At 64.4% G+C, this 14,829-nt stretch carries 20 protein-coding genes; 12 read left to right on the forward strand and 8 right to left on the reverse strand.

The annotated features are described in order from the left end of the window. The first annotated feature begins 62 nt into the window (after positions 1-62). Positions 63-920 (forward strand): cold-shock protein, encoded by an 858-nt coding sequence (locus FMM02_RS11430; RefSeq protein WP_147494070.1) that lies wholly within the window; start codon positions 63-65, stop codon positions 918-920. Between the two features lie 56 nt (positions 921-976). Here FMM02_RS11430 and FMM02_RS06365 read toward each other — a convergent pair whose 3' ends face one another. The 3 genes from FMM02_RS06365 to FMM02_RS06375 all read right to left on the reverse strand — a co-directional run bounded on the left by FMM02_RS06365 (position 977) and on the right by FMM02_RS06375 (position 3,545). Continuing rightward, positions 977-2,560 carry a cisplatin damage response ATP-dependent DNA ligase gene (locus FMM02_RS06365; RefSeq protein WP_147494071.1) on the reverse strand — a complete coding sequence of 528 codons (1,584 nt, stop codon included), beginning with the start codon at positions 2,558-2,560 and terminating at the stop codon, positions 977-979. 88 nt (positions 2,561-2,648) lie between these two features. Next, a complete protein-coding gene (locus FMM02_RS06370) occupies positions 2,649-3,146 on the reverse strand; it encodes a Dps family protein (RefSeq protein ID WP_147494072.1) in 498 nt (165 codons plus the stop codon). Between the two features lie 84 nt (positions 3,147-3,230). Next, on the reverse strand, positions 3,231-3,545 hold the full coding sequence (locus tag FMM02_RS06375; RefSeq protein WP_147494073.1) for a hypothetical protein: 315 nt from the start codon (positions 3,543-3,545) through the stop codon (positions 3,231-3,233). Between the two features lie 169 nt (positions 3,546-3,714). Between FMM02_RS06375 and rpmG the strand changes: the two genes are divergently transcribed. Next, positions 3,715-3,882: a 50S ribosomal protein L33 gene (gene rpmG / locus FMM02_RS06380; RefSeq protein WP_037498456.1), complete on the forward strand. Its 168-nt coding sequence runs from the start codon at positions 3,715-3,717 to the stop codon at positions 3,880-3,882. A gap of 41 nt (positions 3,883-3,923) precedes the next feature. Here the strand turns inward: rpmG and FMM02_RS06385 are convergent, their stop codons facing one another. Next, entirely contained in the window at positions 3,924-4,337 is a 414-nt protein-coding gene (locus FMM02_RS06385) for a response regulator (RefSeq protein WP_147494998.1), read from the reverse strand. 42 nt (positions 4,338-4,379) lie between these two features. Here FMM02_RS06385 and FMM02_RS06390 point away from each other — a divergent pair, with 42 nt between their 5' ends. From FMM02_RS06390 to FMM02_RS06415, 6 genes are read left to right on the forward strand one after another with little or no spacing between them, the layout of a single operon-like run. Continuing rightward, positions 4,380-4,664, forward strand: coding sequence for a DUF3572 family protein (locus FMM02_RS06390; protein ID WP_147494074.1), 285 nt, complete (start codon positions 4,380-4,382; stop codon positions 4,662-4,664). Then, on the forward strand, positions 4,664-5,278 hold the full coding sequence (locus tag FMM02_RS06395; protein ID WP_147494999.1) for an HAD family hydrolase: 615 nt from the start codon (positions 4,664-4,666) through the stop codon (positions 5,276-5,278). The genes FMM02_RS06390 and FMM02_RS06395 overlap by 1 nt, the downstream gene beginning before the upstream one ends. Next, positions 5,275-6,021, forward strand: coding sequence for an SDR family NAD(P)-dependent oxidoreductase (locus tag FMM02_RS06400; protein ID WP_147494075.1), 747 nt, complete (start codon positions 5,275-5,277; stop codon positions 6,019-6,021). Before FMM02_RS06395 ends, FMM02_RS06400 begins: the two co-directional genes overlap by 4 nt. 31 nt (positions 6,022-6,052) lie before the next feature. Then, positions 6,053-6,514, forward strand: a complete 462-nt coding sequence (locus FMM02_RS06405) for a RidA family protein (protein ID WP_147494076.1) — start codon at positions 6,053-6,055, stop codon at positions 6,512-6,514. Next, entirely contained in the window at positions 6,489-7,211 is a 723-nt protein-coding gene (locus tag FMM02_RS06410) for a glycerophosphodiester phosphodiesterase family protein (protein WP_147494077.1), read from the forward strand. The genes FMM02_RS06405 and FMM02_RS06410 overlap by 26 nt, the downstream gene beginning before the upstream one ends. After that, a complete protein-coding gene (locus FMM02_RS06415; RefSeq protein WP_147494078.1) occupies positions 7,192-8,331 on the forward strand; it encodes a GNAT family N-acetyltransferase in 1,140 nt (379 codons plus the stop codon). The genes FMM02_RS06410 and FMM02_RS06415 overlap by 20 nt, the downstream gene beginning before the upstream one ends. Here FMM02_RS06415 and FMM02_RS06420 read toward each other — a convergent pair. Then, positions 8,307-9,230, reverse strand: a complete 924-nt coding sequence (locus FMM02_RS06420; RefSeq protein WP_147494079.1) for an isoaspartyl peptidase/L-asparaginase family protein — start codon at positions 9,228-9,230, stop codon at positions 8,307-8,309. The genes FMM02_RS06415 and FMM02_RS06420 overlap by 25 nt on opposite strands. Before the next feature lie 91 nt (positions 9,231-9,321). Between FMM02_RS06420 and FMM02_RS06425 the strand changes: the two genes are divergently transcribed. Genes FMM02_RS06425 through FMM02_RS06440 form a run of 4 tightly spaced genes read left to right on the forward strand, consistent with a single transcriptional unit; the run spans position 9,322 to position 11,601 of the window. Next, entirely contained in the window at positions 9,322-10,224 is a 903-nt protein-coding gene (locus FMM02_RS06425; protein ID WP_147494080.1) for an SPFH domain-containing protein, read from the forward strand. Positions 10,225-10,233: 9 nt separating this feature from the next. Beyond that, a complete protein-coding gene (locus FMM02_RS06430; RefSeq protein WP_147494081.1) occupies positions 10,234-10,440 on the forward strand; it encodes a type II toxin-antitoxin system antitoxin in 207 nt (68 codons plus the stop codon). Then, positions 10,433-10,678, forward strand: coding sequence for a hypothetical protein (locus FMM02_RS06435; protein ID WP_147494082.1), 246 nt, complete (start codon positions 10,433-10,435; stop codon positions 10,676-10,678). The genes FMM02_RS06430 and FMM02_RS06435 overlap by 8 nt, the downstream gene beginning before the upstream one ends. A 2-nt stretch (positions 10,679-10,680) precedes the next feature. After that, complete coding sequence (locus FMM02_RS06440) at positions 10,681-11,601, forward strand: alpha/beta hydrolase (protein ID WP_147494083.1); 921 nt, start codon at positions 10,681-10,683, stop codon at positions 11,599-11,601. Here the strand turns inward: FMM02_RS06440 and FMM02_RS06445 are convergent. The 3 genes from FMM02_RS06445 to FMM02_RS06455 are packed head-to-tail and all read right to left on the reverse strand — an operon-like array spanning position 11,598 to position 14,818. Beyond that, positions 11,598-12,482, reverse strand: a complete 885-nt coding sequence (locus FMM02_RS06445; protein WP_246104739.1) for a S1/P1 nuclease — start codon at positions 12,480-12,482, stop codon at positions 11,598-11,600. The two genes, FMM02_RS06440 and FMM02_RS06445, sit on opposite strands and share 4 nt — an antisense overlap. 30 nt (positions 12,483-12,512) lie before the next feature. After that, positions 12,513-14,354 (reverse strand): hypothetical protein, encoded by a 1,842-nt coding sequence (locus tag FMM02_RS06450; protein ID WP_147494084.1) that lies wholly within the window; start codon positions 14,352-14,354, stop codon positions 12,513-12,515. Then, positions 14,354-14,818 carry a hypothetical protein gene (locus FMM02_RS06455; protein ID WP_147494085.1) on the reverse strand — a complete coding sequence of 155 codons (465 nt, stop codon included), beginning with the start codon at positions 14,816-14,818 and terminating at the stop codon, positions 14,354-14,356. Before FMM02_RS06455 ends, FMM02_RS06450 begins: the two co-directional genes overlap by 1 nt. Between the last annotated feature and the right edge of the window lie 11 nt (positions 14,819-14,829).

Genomic DNA, 14,829 nt, shown 5'->3' on the forward strand with positions numbered 1-14,829 from the left:
CGCCGTGGGCCCAGCGCGTTGGTTCTGAGATTTTAGGGCATAAGAGAGTTTGGATTTTCTGCATGGGTTTCGATCGAGGGCGTAAGGGCGACCGTGGTGGTCGCGGACGGGACAAGCGCGACGGTTTTGGTGGTGACGAAATGAGCGGCGGCGGCGGCTTCGGCGGCGGCGGCAACTTCGGTGACCGCGGCGGCTTCGGCGGCGGCGGCAACTTCGGTGACCGCGGCGGCTTCGGCGGCGGCGGCAACTTCGGTGATCGCGGCGGCTTCGGCGGCGGCGGCGGCGGCGGCGGTGGCGGTGGCTATCGCGGCGGCGGCGGCGGCGGCGGTGGCTTTCGCGGCGGTGGCGGCGGCGGCGGCGGTTTCCGCGGCGGCGGTGGCGGCGGCGGCGGCATGCCTCCGCAGGTCGTTGGCGAAGGCAAGGGCACCGTCAAATTCTTCAATCCGCAAAAAGGTTTTGGTTTTATCGTCCGTGACGACGGCGGCGAGGATGTCTTCGTGCATATCTCGGCGGTCGAACAGGCGGGGCTTACTGACCTGGCGGATGGCCAGCCGCTGGAATTCACGCTCGTCGATCGCGGTGGCCGCATTTCTGCGACCAACCTCAAGATCGACGGCGAACCGATGGAAGTCGTGCGCTCCGCGGCTCCGCGCGAAGCCGGCCGCGAAGGCGGCTTCGGTGGCGGCCCGCAACGGCAGCTGACCGGCGAGAAGGCCCAAGGCACCGTCAAGTTCTTCAACGCCATGAAGGGCTTCGGCTTCATCAGCCGCGACGACGGCCAGCCGGATGCTTTCGTCCATATTTCGGCGGTCGAGCGTGCTGGCCTGCCCACGGTCAACGAGGGCGACCGGTTCGAGTTCGATATCGAGGTCGACCGCCGCGGCAAATATGCCGCGGTAAACCTGCAGCCGCTGAGCTAAGGCTTAGCAGCAAGCAAGTTCGATGGGCCCGTCCGGAGCGATCCGGGCGGGCCTTTTCATGTCGCCAGCGCAAGCAGCGTGGCGATCTGATCGGCCTCATGCGCCGGCTTGTCGTCGCGGATTCGGTTTATTCGCGGAAAACGCATCGCCAACCCGGACTTGTGGCGCTTGCTGGCGTGAATCGAATCGAAGGCGACTTCCAGTACAAGCTCGCGCTCGACCTCCCGAACGGGCCCGAAGCGATTTACGGTATGGGTCCGAACGAACCGGTCGAGCCACCTCAATTCTTCGTCGGTAAAGCCGAAATAGGCCTTGCCCACCGGCAATAGCTCGCCGTCGTCGGTCCAGCAGCCGAAGGTGTAATCGCTATAATAGCTGGAGCGTTTGCCCGACCCGCGCTGGGCATACATGAGGACGCAGTCCGCCGTCAGCGGATCGCGTTTCCACTTGTACCACAAGCCGGCCCGGCGCCCGGCGACATAGGGCGAGTCGCGGCGCTTGAGCATCAGCCCTTCGACACCATCCTCGCGGGTTCCCGCGCGCATCTCCTCCAGCGCCTCGAAGCTGCCGGCTTCGATCAGGCTCGACAGGTCGAACCGGTCGCGATCGAGCATGGGCACGAACGCCTCCAGACGCTGCCGTCGTTCGGTCCACGACAATTCCCGCAGATCCTGGTCGCCAAGAAACAGCGCGTCGTAGAGTCGCACGAATGCCGGCGATTGGTCGCGCATCTTGGCACTGACGGTCTTTCGACCCAGACGCTGCTGAAGCGCATTGAAGCTTCCGGCCGCGCCGCCCTGGGAATCGCCCCGAACCAGAAGCTCACCGTCCAGCACCGCGGTCGTGTGGAAGGCTTCGGCGACGTCCGGGAAACTTGTAGAGATGTCGTCGCCGGTGCGGCTGTAGAGCCGGGTCTGGCCGCCGGCATGAACAAGCTGGACGCGGATCCCGTCCCATTTCCACTCGGCGGCATAGTCGGCGAGGTCGACCCTCTTATCCTCGAGCGGATGCGCCAGCATGAAAGGGCGGAAAACGGGCACGTCGTGGACGGTCGGTTGCGGCGCTCGGCCTTCGCCCCAGGCGAACAATTCGGCATAGGGTGGTTTCAGCCCGTGCCAGACCTCCTCGACCTGCTCGACATCGATTTCGAAAGCGTCGGCAAGGGCCTGCTTGGCCAACCTGGACGAAATGCCGACGCGCAATGCGCCCGTCGCCAGTTTCAGCAAGGCGAACCGGCCCGAAGGATCAAGATGATCGAGCATCTCGGCGAGGATCGCGGGCGCATCGGTCCGGCTCGCCAGCCTGAGCCGCTCGACCGCCGCGCTGATGGGTAGGGTGCCGTCGTCGATGGCGCATTCTGCTCCATGTGGGGCGGGCCAGAGCAGCGACACCGTTTCGGCCATATCGCCGACGAAATCGCGGCTCATCTTGAGGAGGACCGGATCGATCCGTTCTTCGGCAAGCGCGCGAACCTGCGCCGGCTTCACTGCGGGGATGTCGAGGGTTCCAGTCAGCGCCGCAAGGGCAACGCCCCGGTCTGGGTCGGGAGCCGTCTTGAGATAGTCACCGATCAGTCGCAGCTTGCTGTTGCGCGATCTCGTATAAACGAGGTCGTCGAGAAGTTGGGCAAAAGCACGCATCAGGCGACCGCAGATGTGGTTCCGAAGTGTCCGTGCATCGAACAGGCCAATGTCCTTTGCTGGGCGTTTGGTGCCTGCGGGGCGGGGTTCAGCCGTTCTGCGCGGATTCGAACAGGAACCAAGCGCGCTGTTCGGCGGCGTCGGTCCATTCGTCGATAATCGCCGAGGTGGCATTATCCTTGGCGGTATCGGCCAGGTCCTTGGCGGCGCGAAGCTGTTCGACCAGCGCAAGATTGTCGTCGCGCAGCTCTTTCAGCATGTCCTTGGCACTGACGAATCCGCGGTCATTGTCATCGATCGTCTGCCGGCGCGAGATATCGCCAATCGAGCGCAGCGTCGTGCCGCCGATCTTGCGCACCCGCTCGGCGATCTGATCGGTGGTGCCGAGAATCTGCGCGGCCTGTTCGTCAAACAGCAGGTGATAGTCCCGGAAATGCGGGCCCGAGACATGCCAGTGGAAATTCTTGGTCTTGAGATAGAGGGCGTAGCTGTCGGCGAGGATGCCATTGAGTGCCGCAGCCACGTCGCGGGCCTGGTTGGTTTTCAGATCGGTCGGGGTCGCCAGCTTGGGCGCGGCATCGGACATCGTTTCGTCTCCGGTCTTGGTTTATTAACCCAACCGATCGAACGACAAAAGGTTCGCTGCAGCCGATCAATTTCGCGTCTGGCGCTAATGGAGTTGAATCGCCAGCGCGGCGAGAATCGATTCGCGGTCGTGCGCTGGGTTGTCGCTGACCAAGGCCTCGCCCATGTGCGACAGGCAGGCCCGCGTCGCAGTCCGATGGCCCGGCATCAGGGCGTGATGGGCGCCATAATCGGCCAAGCCCTCGAGCGCGGCCATGCCATATTCAGAGGCAAGGCTGCGGATTGCCTCCATCCGGGCGGCGATGTCGACCGGCTTCAGGCTGGCCACGCGCTGCTCGATCTCGCTGATTCGCTCGCCGATGCGCGTGCGGACGACGCTCAGGGATTCGGGGGCGGGCATAAGCGATTCTCCGTAATTCGGAGAGATTTGCTGAAAATGGTTAACGGAGCGTCAAAGCCGGTCTTTTGGGCCCTTCGCCTTGACAAAGCGGCGCCCTCCCGTCATGGGGCGCGGGTTCGGGCGGCGTTATGCGCCGCCTTCATATTTTCAGCTTTGCAGGATTCTCGCGATGGCCAAGCCGGCAACCGTCAAGATTAAGCTCGTCAGCACCGCTGACACGGGCTTCTTCTATGTGACCAAGAAGAACCCGCGCAACCAGACCGAGAAGATGTCGTTTCGCAAGTACGACCCGGTCGCGCGGAAGCATGTCGAATTCAAGGAAGCCAAGATCAAGTAATCCCTCCGGGGAGCCGCGGACGCGTTCCGGGCTGATCTTCGTTATGCCTGTATCGGGGCGGCTCCATGATTGGGGCCGCCCGATTCATGTCCGACGGGTCCGGCTGCCAACAGCTCGTCGACCGTTTCGGCAAAACGAACCACCGAAATCGGTTTCGACACATAGGCCTGGGCTCCCGCCGCGCGGATGCGCTCATCGTCGCCTTGCGCCGAATAGGCGGTCACCGCCATGATCGGGACATGCGCCAATTCCGCGTCGGCGCGAAGTTGCTGCATCAGCTCAATGCCGGTGACATAGGGTAGCTGGATGTCGGTGATGACGAGATCAGGGCGGAAGGCGCGGGCGGCCTCAAGCGCCTCGCGACTGTCGGTCACGGGCTGCGTTTCATGGCCGTGTGCGTTCAACAGATCGCAGAACAGCTTGATGTTGAGGGCATTGTCCTCGACAACCAGGATCTTGGCCACTCGAACGTTTCCCCCTTGCAGAAATCCTAGGCGATGTTGAGCCACCACACAAATCGTCCGCTCGTCGATGCCGAGGCGCTTGCCCTGGCCGCGCTTGCTGCGACCCTTTCAGACGAACGTCGCGCGGTTCGGTTCCTCGACATCACCGGGATCGATGCCGATGGCCTTCGCGAACGCGTCGGCGCCGGCGATAGCGGCCTGCTCGCGGCGGTTCTGATGTTCCTTGAAAATCATGAACCGGACCTGCTGGCGGTTGCCGGCACGATGGGCGTTGCCCCCTCCGACCTGGTCGCTGCCCGATCGCAACTGGAGCGATGATGAACCGCCCCCTCCTGATTACCGACTGCGACGAAGTGCTCCTTCACATGGTGTCGCACTTCGATGCCTGGCTTGGCGAGGTCCACGACATTCGCTTTGCCTTCGAGACCGGCAGCTTTGGCAGCGCAATGACCCACCGGGTGAGCGGAGAGCAGGTTGCCGAGGACCGTGTCTGGCCGCTTCTCGAGGAATTTTTTCGCGGTGAGATGCACCGCCAGACGCTGGTGCCCGGCGCACTTGAAGCGCTGGGCCGCATCGCCGAAGTGGCGGACATCGTCATCCTCACGAACATCGGGGACCAGGCCCACAGCTGGCGGGTCGAACAGCTTGAGCGGCATGGGATCCGCCACGAGGTGGTTTGCAATCGTGGAGGCAAGGGCATTCCCGCCCGGGCGATCGTCGACCGTTTCGGAGCGTCGCGAGCGGCCTTTGTCGACGACCTTCCCGTGCATCATGCGTCGGTCGCCAAGCATGCGCCGGACGTCCACCGGCTGCACATGGTTGCGGAACCGCGGCTTGCCCCGGCCGTCCCGCCGGCCGAAGACGCCCACGCACGGATCGACGATTGGCCCACTGCCTGCCAATGGCTGCTCGACCGACTGGAGGATCGATGAGCCAGACCATTTTTATCACCGGCGTTACAGCTGGAATCGGCGCAGCGACCGCGCGGAAATTTATCGCCAACGGTTGGCAGGTGATCGGCACCGGCCGTCGGCGTGATCGGCTCGACACGCTTGCGGCCGAGCTGGGCGAGGGCTTCCACCCGCTAATGCTCGACATGCAGAGCATCGCAGATTTCGGGCCGGCGCTGTCGGGATTGCCAGACCAGTTCCAGGCGATCGACCTCCTGCTCAACAATGCCGGCCTAGCGCCGCCGATGAGCAATTTGCAGGATGCCGAACAGGAACCGATCGACACGGTGATCGCCACCAATGTCGACGGGCTGGTCGCGTTGACGCGGCACCTGCTGCCGCGCCTGATCGATCGCAAGGGCGGGGTGATCAACCTGTCGTCGGTCGCCGCGACATACCCCTATCGGGGCGGGGCGGTTTATGCGGGCACCAAGGCATTCGTTCGTCAGTTCAGCCTTGGCTTGCGCTGTGACCTTCACGGCACCGGGGTCCGGGTCACTTCGATCGAGCCGGGCATGGCCGAAACCGAGTTTACGCTGGTTCGGACGCAAGGAGACCAGGCGGCGTCGGACGCGCTCTATGCCGACATGAACCCCATGACCGCGGACGATATCGCCGAGACGATTTGGTGGGTCGCTAGCCTGCCCGCGCACGTCAATATCAACTCGCTCGAACTTATGCCGACCAGCCAGAGTTGGGCCGGTTTCGCAGTCCATCGCGGTTGACGGACCGCGATCGGCGGGGCAATCGCCCCGCATGAACATCGACCAACGCCTTGCCGAACTCGGCATCATCCTTCCCGAAGCTGCTGCCCCCGTCGCCGCCTATGTCCCGGCGGTGGAAATCGGTGGCCTGCTGCACATCAGCGGCCAGATTTCGTTCGCGCAGGACGGCAGCCTGATCAAGGGGCGGCTGGGCGAAGGCTTGTCGCTTGAAGAAGGCCAGGCGGCGGCGCGGCGCTGCGGCATCATGCTGCTGGCCCAGATCAAGGCTGCGCTTGGCTCGCTCGACCGGGTCGAGCGGATCGTCAAGCTGGGGGTGTTCGTCAATTCGCACGGCGACTTCACCGACCAGCCGAAAGTCGCCAATGGCGCGTCGGAACTGATGCAGGACGTTTTCGGCGAAGCAGGCCGCCACGCCCGCTCGGCGGTTGGCGTTCCGGTCCTGCCGCTCGGTGTAGCGGTCGAGGTGGATGCGATCGTCGCCGTCAAGGACTGATCCCCTCGATCCGGGTCCGGCGGGTTTCGCGCATCGCGGCCTGTTCGGGTCAGGGGTCCCCGAAAACAGCATGGCGGCATTTGAGGCCGCACTGGCGATCGGTGCCGGGATCGAATGCGACGTTCGGCTGGCTGAAGATGGCAAGCTGGTGGTTTTCCACGATCATGACCTGCGCCGCCTGTGCGCATCCGCACTGGCGATCGAAACCAGCCCGGCGGCGATCATCACGGCGCAAAGGCTGTTGGACAGCGACCAGCGTATTCCCCTGCTGGCCGATCTGCTCGACCTGATGGGGGGCCGGGCGCCGGTCCTCATCGAAGTCAAAACGCGCGGCGCCAACGTGCGCCGCATCGCCGAGGCTGTCGGAGCGGCGGTCGCCGCCTATCGAGGCGTTGCCGGCGTCATGAGCTTCAACCCCGACATCGCAAGGGCGATTGGCCGGTACAGGCCGGCCATCCGGCGCGGTCTGGTGCTGTCGCGCAAGGCTTCGGCGTTCGATCGCTGGCGTTGCCTTCGCCGGGCAAGGCCACAGTTCCTGGCCGTCGATTGCGGCGCGATCAGGCAAGGCTGGGTCGCCCGCAACCGATCGTTCATGCCAGTCTATAGCTGGACCGTCCGCACCGCCGATGAACTTGAAATGGTGCGCGTTCATGCGGACGCGCCTATCTGGGAGGGCGATGGCCGACCGCGAAACTGACCTTGCCGCGAATATCGCCGGATCGTTCGCGGCGATCGATCCCGCGCGCTGGGAGATGTTGGCGGGTCAATCGGACCCCTTTCTCCGCTATTCCTTCCTCTCGCTGCTCGAGAGCTCGGCGAGCGTGGGACCCGGTACAGGCTGGGCGCCAATGCCCATTTTCGTGGAGCGCGACGGGCGGCCAATCGCTGCCGCGCCGGCCTTCCTCAAATGGCATAGTCAGGGCGAATATGTGTTCGACCATGGCTGGGCCGACGCCTGGATGCGGGCCGGAGGAGAATATTATCCCAAGCTTCAGGTGGCTGTGCCCTTCACGCCATGCGTCGGGGCGCGCTTGCTGGGCAACGACCGGGACGCGCTGCTGGCGACGCTGGAAACGGTGGTCAGACAAAATCAGCTATCATCCGGGCACATCACCTTCCTGCGGGAGGAAGAGTGCACTGCCGCCGAAGCGCGTGGGTGGCTGCGCCGCGAAGGAATTCAATTCCACTGGTTCAACCGGGGGTACCGCAGCTTCGAGGATTTTCTCGACGCGCTTGCCAGCCGCAAGCGCAAAGCAATCCGGCGGGAGCGGCGACAGGCCGTTGAGGGACTGGAAATCGTTGAACGCCGCGGGGCGGAGATCGCGCCCGCCGACTGGGATGCGATGTGGCACTTCTATCAGGACACTGGAGCGCGCAAATGGGGGCAGCCCTATCTTAGCCGCGCATTCTTCGAACAGGCCGGGGCGGCGATGGGCGAATCGGCGCTGTTGTTCCTCGCGCTCGACAATGGCCGGCCGATCGCCGGCGCACTCAACCTTGTCGGCGGCGACACGCTCTACGGCCGCTATTGGGGCGCGATCGACGATCGTCCCTTTCTCCATTTCGAGCTCAGCTATTATCGGGCGATCGACTTTGCCTGCCGCCATGGCCTCGCCTGCATCCAGGCCGGTGCGCAGGGCGAGCACAAGCTGGCACGAGGCTATGAGCCGGTGGTGACACCGTCGGTCCATTTCCTGCCCAACCCCTCATTCCGGTCGGCGGTCAACGAATTCCTGAAGCGTGAGCGCACGTTGGTCCGGCAGGAGGTGGCCGTGGCGCGCGAAATGCTCCCCTATCGCTCCGATTCCGGATCGTAGATCGCGACCTTCCGGCCGTCGGCGCTGGCGATGCCGCGATACATGCCGGGCGTCGTAAAGCCGAGGGCGGTCTCGCCGCTCGGCGAAACCGCAATCAGGCCGCCGTTGCCACCCAGCTGCTTGATGTCGGCAAGTACGGCATCGAGCGCGGCCTGCAACCCGGCTCCACCGAGCCGCACCCGTGCGCACAGTTCATGGGCCGCTGCGGCACGAATGAAGATTTCGCCCAGGCCCGTCGCGCTCACCGCGGCGGCGCGATCGTCGGCATAAGTGCCGGCGCCGATCAGGGGCGAGTCGCCGATCCGGCCCCAGCGCTTGGCCGTGAGGCCCCCGGTCGAGGTGGCGGCGGCGACATGGCCCTTTGCGTCGACCGCCACGGCGCCGATCGTCCCATATTTGATGTCGGTGTCGAATGCATCGCTGCCTTTGGCGAGCAGTTCGTCGAGCTGGCGCCGCCGCTCAGGCGTCTGAAACCATCGGTTGGCGACCTGCTCCAGCCCGACTTCGCGGGCATAATCATCGGCCCCCTCATAACTCATCAGCACGTGCTGGCTTAGCTCCATCACTGCTCGCGCGGCGCTGATCGGGGCGCGGGTTGACCGCATCCCGGCGACCGCTCCGCAACGACGGTCGCGCCCGTCCATGATTGCCGCGTCGAGTTCGACATGGCCGTCGTGGGCAAGCACGCTTCCGCGCCCGGCGTTGAAACATGGGTCTTCCTCTAACACCCTCGCCGCGGCCTCGACCGCGTCCAGCGCACTGCCACCCGGCGCCAGGATTCTTTCCCCTGCCTCCAGCGCTGCTGCGAGTCCGGCCCTCCCCGCTTCGTCCTGTTCAGGCGGCAACTTTCCGGGCCGCATCGCGCCCGATCCCCCATGAATGACCAATTTCCAGCTCATCGTCCGGCCCTAGCGCGGGTGGCGCGCCGATTCCAGTTGCCAGACGCGGCACGATGATATAAATCTGATATCAAATAAAAGGGAGGGATTCATGAGTGTCTCAGAGGTACTCGCGCTGAATGCCAGCCGCGAGCGGCAGGCATCCTCGGCGAGCGGCTACGTCATGCTGCTGATCTTGCTGCTGGCGATAGTCGTGCAGGTCTGGAGCATTGCTGGCCTGGCAAGGGACCAGGAAACCATGCTGCATATTATCGGGGTGGTTGCGGCGCCGATCGTGCTGTTGTTCGTGGTCAGCGGATTCTACATGCTGCAGCCAAACCAGGCGGCGGCCATTACGCTGTTCGGCGATTATAAGGGTACCGACCGGACGACCGGCCTGCGTTGGGTGTTGCCCTGGTTGATGCGTCACAAGATTTCGGTCCGCTCGCACAATTTCATTTCCGACAAGATCAAGGTCAACGACCTGCGCGGCAATCCGATCGAGATGGCGGCTCAGATCGTCTGGCGCGTCGTCGACACCGCGCAGACGCTGTTCGATGTCGACGATTACAAGGAATTCGTGAAGGTCCAGGTGGAGGCCGCGATCCGCGCGATCGGTGCGCGGTATCCCTATGACGATTTCGAACATATGGAAGTTACGCTGCGCGGACATCTCGACGAGGTGGCGGCCGAGTTGAAGACCGAGCTTCGGGCCCGGCTGGCGGTCGCCGGCATTACCGTCGACGAATGCGGCTTCACCCACCTCGCTTATGCCTCGGAAATCGCCCAGGCGATGCTTCGGCGCCAGCAGGCCCAGGCGGTCGTCGCCGCTCGCCAGACGCTCGTCGCCGGCGCGGTCGGCATGGTCGAAATGGCTTTGGAAGCCCTGAGCGAAAAGAATGTCGTTCATCTCGACGACGAGCGGCGCGCCGCGATGGTGTCCAACCTCATGGTCGTGCTGTGCGGCGAACGCGATACGCAGCCGGTCGTCAACACCGGTACGCTGTACCAGTAGGGCGGTCTGATGGGCGGCGAGCGCAAGGCTTACCCGTTACGGGTCGATCCTGCCCTGTGGGCAGCGGTTGAGCGCTGCGCCGCCTCCGACCTCAGAAGCGTCAATGCCGAAGTCGAATGTCTATTGCGCGAGGCCTTGAAAGCTCGCGGGGTGAAGCTGGAGGCGCCGCTGCAAGTCCGCCGCGGGCGCCCGCCGCAGGGGCAGGGCGATGCGTGAAGGTCCTGAATGGTTTGCGCCGAAGCGCTACGGTTTCGGCGCCGGGTTGCCGATCGCTTGGCAGGGATGGCTGATCCTGTCGCTGTTCCTGGTCGTGGTGCTGGGGTCGGCTTTGCTGTTTCGCGATCGGCCCCAGTTGGCGCTGGCGATAGTGTTACCGGCGGCTGCAGCGTTGGTCATTGTCGCCGCAAGGACCACACGGGGCGGTTGGCGCTGGCGTTGGGGAGCAGAGGAATAGTCATGCTGACCTTGTTGCTGGCCGCGACCGCGGCGACGTCGACGCCGGTGACTGCGCCCGGTCCGTCCGGACCACTCGCGGGAACCTTTATCGATGCCGGGGCGCGAAGTCCGGTCGTGCTGATCATACCCGGTTCCGGACCGACCGATCGCGACGGCAACAGCCCGTTGGGAGTGACCGCCGGAAGCTACCGCCTGTTGGCCGAAGCCCTTGCCGAGCGGGGCGTCAGCAGCGTTCGCGTCGACAAGCGCGGCATGTTCGGAAGCAAGAACGCACTTGCCAATGCGAATCAGGTGACGATCGCCGACTATGCGGCGGATGTGCGCAGCTGGATCGGCGCGATCAGGACCAGGAGCAGCAGTTCCTGCCTATGGATCGCCGGTCATAGTGAAGGTGGGCTGGTCGCACTGAAGGCTGCGCAGGACAGTGCCGGCATTTGCGGCGTGATCGCGCTGGCGGCCCCCGGACGGCCGGTCGGTATCGCGCTACGCGAACAGCTCAAGGCCAATCCGAATAATGCTCCGCTGCTCGACCAGGCGCTCGCCGCGGTCGATTCAATCGAAGCGGGCAAGCAGGTCGATCCGGCAAGTCTCCATCCTGCGCTTCTCCCGCTGTTCAATGAGCAGGTGCAACCCTATTTGCGCGACCTGCTTTCGCACGATCCGGCCAGGCTCGCCGCGTCGCTGGATGTGCCGCTGCTCGTGATCCACGCCGAAGCCGATCTGCAGATCGCGCGCGCCGATGCGGATGCGCTGGCGGCGGCGAAACCCGATGCGAAGTTGAGCCTGATTGCCGGGGCCAATCATGTTCTGAAGATACCCGCAGGCACCGATCGCGCCGCGAACATGGCCAGCTATGGGGACGCGTCGCTGCCGCTGGCGCCCGGGATTGCCGACGCGATCGCAGCGTTCGTGCGGCGCTAGCGTTGGCCTGGCGCCTTGCCGTGGATCAGGGCGTCGTCGATTAGCCGGGCAAGCCGTATGCCACCCGCGACGACATTGCGTTTTACTTCGGGGATGAGGACATTGACCTCAGCTTCCCCGAGGACAGGCCGTTCGGGCGGTTCGGCACCGCAGGGGTCGGTCAGAAGCGTCTTATAGGCAAGGTCACGCGCCTTGCCCCACATCTCTCGGCTCCACTCCTCGACCGTGCCCCGGCTAACCTGGATGCGCTCGGCTTGCGGGACCTGCGCCAGCATAGCCGCCGGGCCGGCGGGCGGCGTGCTGATCGCCCGCTCGGCAAGCCAGCCGTCCCAGATTCCGTGAAGGTTGGTGCGCCCGCCGATGATTCCATAATTGGCGGCGACGCGGTTGCCGCCGAGGTCCTGGTGGTCCCCGGCATGCATCGGCTGGTGGAGATCGCCGACAAAATGGGCAAGGAAGGCCAGGGCCATCAGCCGCTCGCGTGTGGGCACACCGCGGTCGGCGAGCAGCCGGGCGTTCCGCTCAATCTGGACGGACACGCAATTGCCGTCCTTGCAAGCCGCCTTGAGATCGAATGGCTTGCAGATGTCGACGTTCTGGTAATGCCAGCTGAATGCATAGCCGAACCGGTCGCCGAGCGGCTTGATGCAGTCGGCCCAGAGGCTGGCTTGCTCCAATGTCGTCACCGGGCAGTCCGGCGTCTCCAGAAGCTTGCCTTGCCTCAGCAGGGAAGCGACCTGGCTGCGGCTTTGGGCGCTCATCTGCAGCCAGGCGATCCGGGCAACGCTTTCATGGCCATATTCCCAATAGGCCCCGGCGGGACGGGCAAAGCCAAGCAACGCGACCAGCGCGGCGAGCATCAGCATGAAACGATTCGGCATGACCTTCCTTACCTGAAAAGCTAGGCCGGGTTAGCCGCTGATTGTCAGGTCATGCTGTTCATGGACCAGCCGCCATTCACTAAGGTCCGCGAACATCGCCCGCGCGGCCTGTTCGCCAAGGTCGGCTGCCCGCGGCAGTTCGATGCCGTCGGTTCGAAGTTCTCTTGCCAGCACCGCGAGCGAGGCGGCGGTTGCTTCGGAACGGAGCGCGCTTCCCCCGAAATCACCTTGGAACCGGATGCCGAAGACCGCGGTGCCGACCGCGGGCAACCCCGCGGAAATCAGGGTCAGCCAGTCCTGCCACCGTTCGAACCAGTGGGGAGCTAATGCCAGTGCAGCGATGGTCGCGGCCGAGGCAGCCAGGGTAACCCAAAAGATGCCGATGCTGACCCGCTCAAGCCGGTGATCGAGCAATTGGATCTGCTTGCTGTGCGACTGGTGATAGGCGACCTGCGGGTCAAGCTCCTGCTCGGCGATCGCCCGGGCGATTGGACCGGCCATGTCGGCCTTGGCGGTGCCTGCGGGGCACCCAACGGCCCGCCAGATCGCCGACGAATACCATTCGATCCAGCGGCGGGCGACAGGATTGGTGACGCTGCCCGGCGGATCGGGCGCCGCGATGCCGAGGAGTTTGAGGCTGCGCAGCGGTCGCAATCGTTCCGCGAGCTGGCGATAATCAAGCCATCGCCGATGCCATTGCCGGGTCACGCCGACCCGCGTGTTAACGATGATAAGGAGGGCGAGGAGAAATTCGAAGGCGGCAAGGCCCAATTGGGCCTTGGGAAACAGGAAGCCGCTCAGTCCGACCAGCACCGCCATCGCCGCCAGGGTAAAATTGAGGACATGACCACTGCGGTAATTTTGCGCGAAATGGGTCGCCAACTGGTCGGCCCAGCCGTGGGTAGTCCCCAACAGGTCGATCGCCATGGTGAAGCCGTGCGGCTTAAGACAGGCCTCCGTGTAGCGGCGCCACTCCTGCTCGCGCAGGACCGAGGAGCGCTCCTCGCGGAAATCCTTGGCGTCGAACCGCCCGACCCCCGCGGTCGCCAGAAGAAGTGGATATTCGATCCGAGCACGGTACCGATGCTGCCGTTCGGCGATGAAGGTCGCCAGATAATCGCGCTCCCGGCTGTCCTGCGGCGGTGCAACCAGCAAAGCCAAGAGTGCGTCGAGATTGGCAGCATTATAGGGCCGCCGGTCGACATCGCCGCTATGGACGGTGACGACCGCCGGGTCGTAGGCACTCCACAGCAGGGTGATGGGCTGGTCCGAAGCAATGGGGATATGGACCAGGGGTGTGCCGCGGCCCATTGCCAGTTCGACGATTTCGCCCGTGCCGCCGCGGCCGCGGGGAACCTCGCCGTCCCAAACGGCAATCAACAGGTCAGAATGGGCAACGGTGGCTCGCCCGGCCATCACATAGGCATCCAGCGGTCGCTGCGGGTCGCCCGGCAATTCCAGGATCCCGCCGGCTGCATCGATCAGCCGGTCGAAATCGGACCGGGAGCGGGCGTCGACTTCGGCCCGGCTCACTTCTCGGGAAAAAGGCATGATTACCTGCAGCGAAAAGCCCCGCTCAAGCCCCGCCATTGCGGCGATCTGGTCGGCCCCATCGGCGAGCGGGGACACGAGCGTCAGGCATGGGCGTTGGTCGGCAAACCAGTGTCGGTTCTCATCGCATTGCCGGTGTGCGGCCCTGCCGACCTCCTCGACGACTTGCCGTATACGGGTTTCGACCGTTGCAGCGGACGCGCCAAGCGACGCGCTGCGGTGGCCGGTTACGCCAAGACGAAAGGCAAAGGGCGGCTTTGGCGGACCGTGCGACGCAGCGTCCTGCTGATCCCCCGGCATCACGCCCACTGCCCTGTTCACTAGTGGAACTGACCTCCGCCGCCGTTGCGGATCTCGGGATCATATTCGAAGCGCGACTGGCCGCCGACCTCGTCACCCGAAAACCATAAGGAATAGTAGAGCGTGCAGGCCGAGCCGCTATTGGCGTCCACAACCTTCAACAAATTTCTGTTGCTCTCCCCGTCCTTGATCTGGCCGCCGTTGCCTGTTCCGGTGGGGCAGCCGTCGAGCGCCACCCAAATCGCGTCCTGCCAATCGTCCAGGAACTGCAAGTGCGCGCCGCTTTCATCGCGAAGCTGGAAATGGATCGGCACATCGGCCTCTTCGGCCGGGATAATGACCTTGCCTTTTTTGTTTCCGCTATCGCCCTGCCGTTTCCATCGATGATCGAACAATATCTCGTCATCGATCCTAAAAGCGTAGATGGTGACCTGGACGGGCTTCACGCTCGACCGATCGACGATATCCGCTTCAGCTGCTTCCATCTTTTCCTCCT

Source organism: Sphingomonas xanthus (assembly GCF_007998985.1).
GTDB lineage: Bacteria > Pseudomonadota > Alphaproteobacteria > Sphingomonadales > Sphingomonadaceae > Sphingomicrobium > Sphingomicrobium xanthum.

Coding starts and splice junctions, on each gene's coding strand:
- FMM02_RS06430 (WP_147494081.1), top strand. CDS start 10,234: ATGGGCGGCGAGCGCAAGGCTTACCCGTTACGGGTCGATCCTGCCCTG.
- FMM02_RS11430 (WP_147494070.1), top strand. CDS start 63: ATGGGTTTCGATCGAGGGCGTAAGGGCGACCGTGGTGGTCGCGGACGG.
- FMM02_RS06445 (WP_246104739.1), bottom strand. CDS start 12,482: ATGCCGAATCGTTTCATGCTGATGCTCGCCGCGCTGGTCGCGTTGCTT.
- FMM02_RS06415 (WP_147494078.1), top strand. CDS start 7,192: ATGGCCGACCGCGAAACTGACCTTGCCGCGAATATCGCCGGATCGTTC.
- FMM02_RS06435 (WP_147494082.1), top strand. CDS start 10,433: ATGCGTGAAGGTCCTGAATGGTTTGCGCCGAAGCGCTACGGTTTCGGC.
- FMM02_RS06390 (WP_147494074.1), top strand. CDS start 4,380: ATGTTGAGCCACCACACAAATCGTCCGCTCGTCGATGCCGAGGCGCTT.
- FMM02_RS06425 (WP_147494080.1), top strand. CDS start 9,322: ATGAGTGTCTCAGAGGTACTCGCGCTGAATGCCAGCCGCGAGCGGCAG.
- FMM02_RS06370 (WP_147494072.1), bottom strand. CDS start 3,146: ATGTCCGATGCCGCGCCCAAGCTGGCGACCCCGACCGATCTGAAAACC.
- FMM02_RS06400 (WP_147494075.1), top strand. CDS start 5,275: ATGAGCCAGACCATTTTTATCACCGGCGTTACAGCTGGAATCGGCGCA.
- FMM02_RS06420 (WP_147494079.1), bottom strand. CDS start 9,230: ATGAGCTGGAAATTGGTCATTCATGGGGGATCGGGCGCGATGCGGCCC.
- FMM02_RS06375 (WP_147494073.1), bottom strand. CDS start 3,545: ATGCCCGCCCCCGAATCCCTGAGCGTCGTCCGCACGCGCATCGGCGAG.
- FMM02_RS06410 (WP_147494077.1), top strand. CDS start 6,489: ATGCGATCGTCGCCGTCAAGGACTGATCCCCTCGATCCGGGTCCGGCG.
- rpmG (WP_037498456.1), top strand. CDS start 3,715: ATGGCCAAGCCGGCAACCGTCAAGATTAAGCTCGTCAGCACCGCTGAC.
- FMM02_RS06405 (WP_147494076.1), top strand. CDS start 6,053: ATGAACATCGACCAACGCCTTGCCGAACTCGGCATCATCCTTCCCGAA.
- FMM02_RS06395 (WP_147494999.1), top strand. CDS start 4,664: ATGAACCGCCCCCTCCTGATTACCGACTGCGACGAAGTGCTCCTTCAC.
- FMM02_RS06365 (WP_147494071.1), bottom strand. CDS start 2,560: ATGCGTGCTTTTGCCCAACTTCTCGACGACCTCGTTTATACGAGATCG.
- FMM02_RS06455 (WP_147494085.1), bottom strand. CDS start 14,818: ATGGAAGCAGCTGAAGCGGATATCGTCGATCGGTCGAGCGTGAAGCCC.
- FMM02_RS06440 (WP_147494083.1), top strand. CDS start 10,681: ATGCTGACCTTGTTGCTGGCCGCGACCGCGGCGACGTCGACGCCGGTG.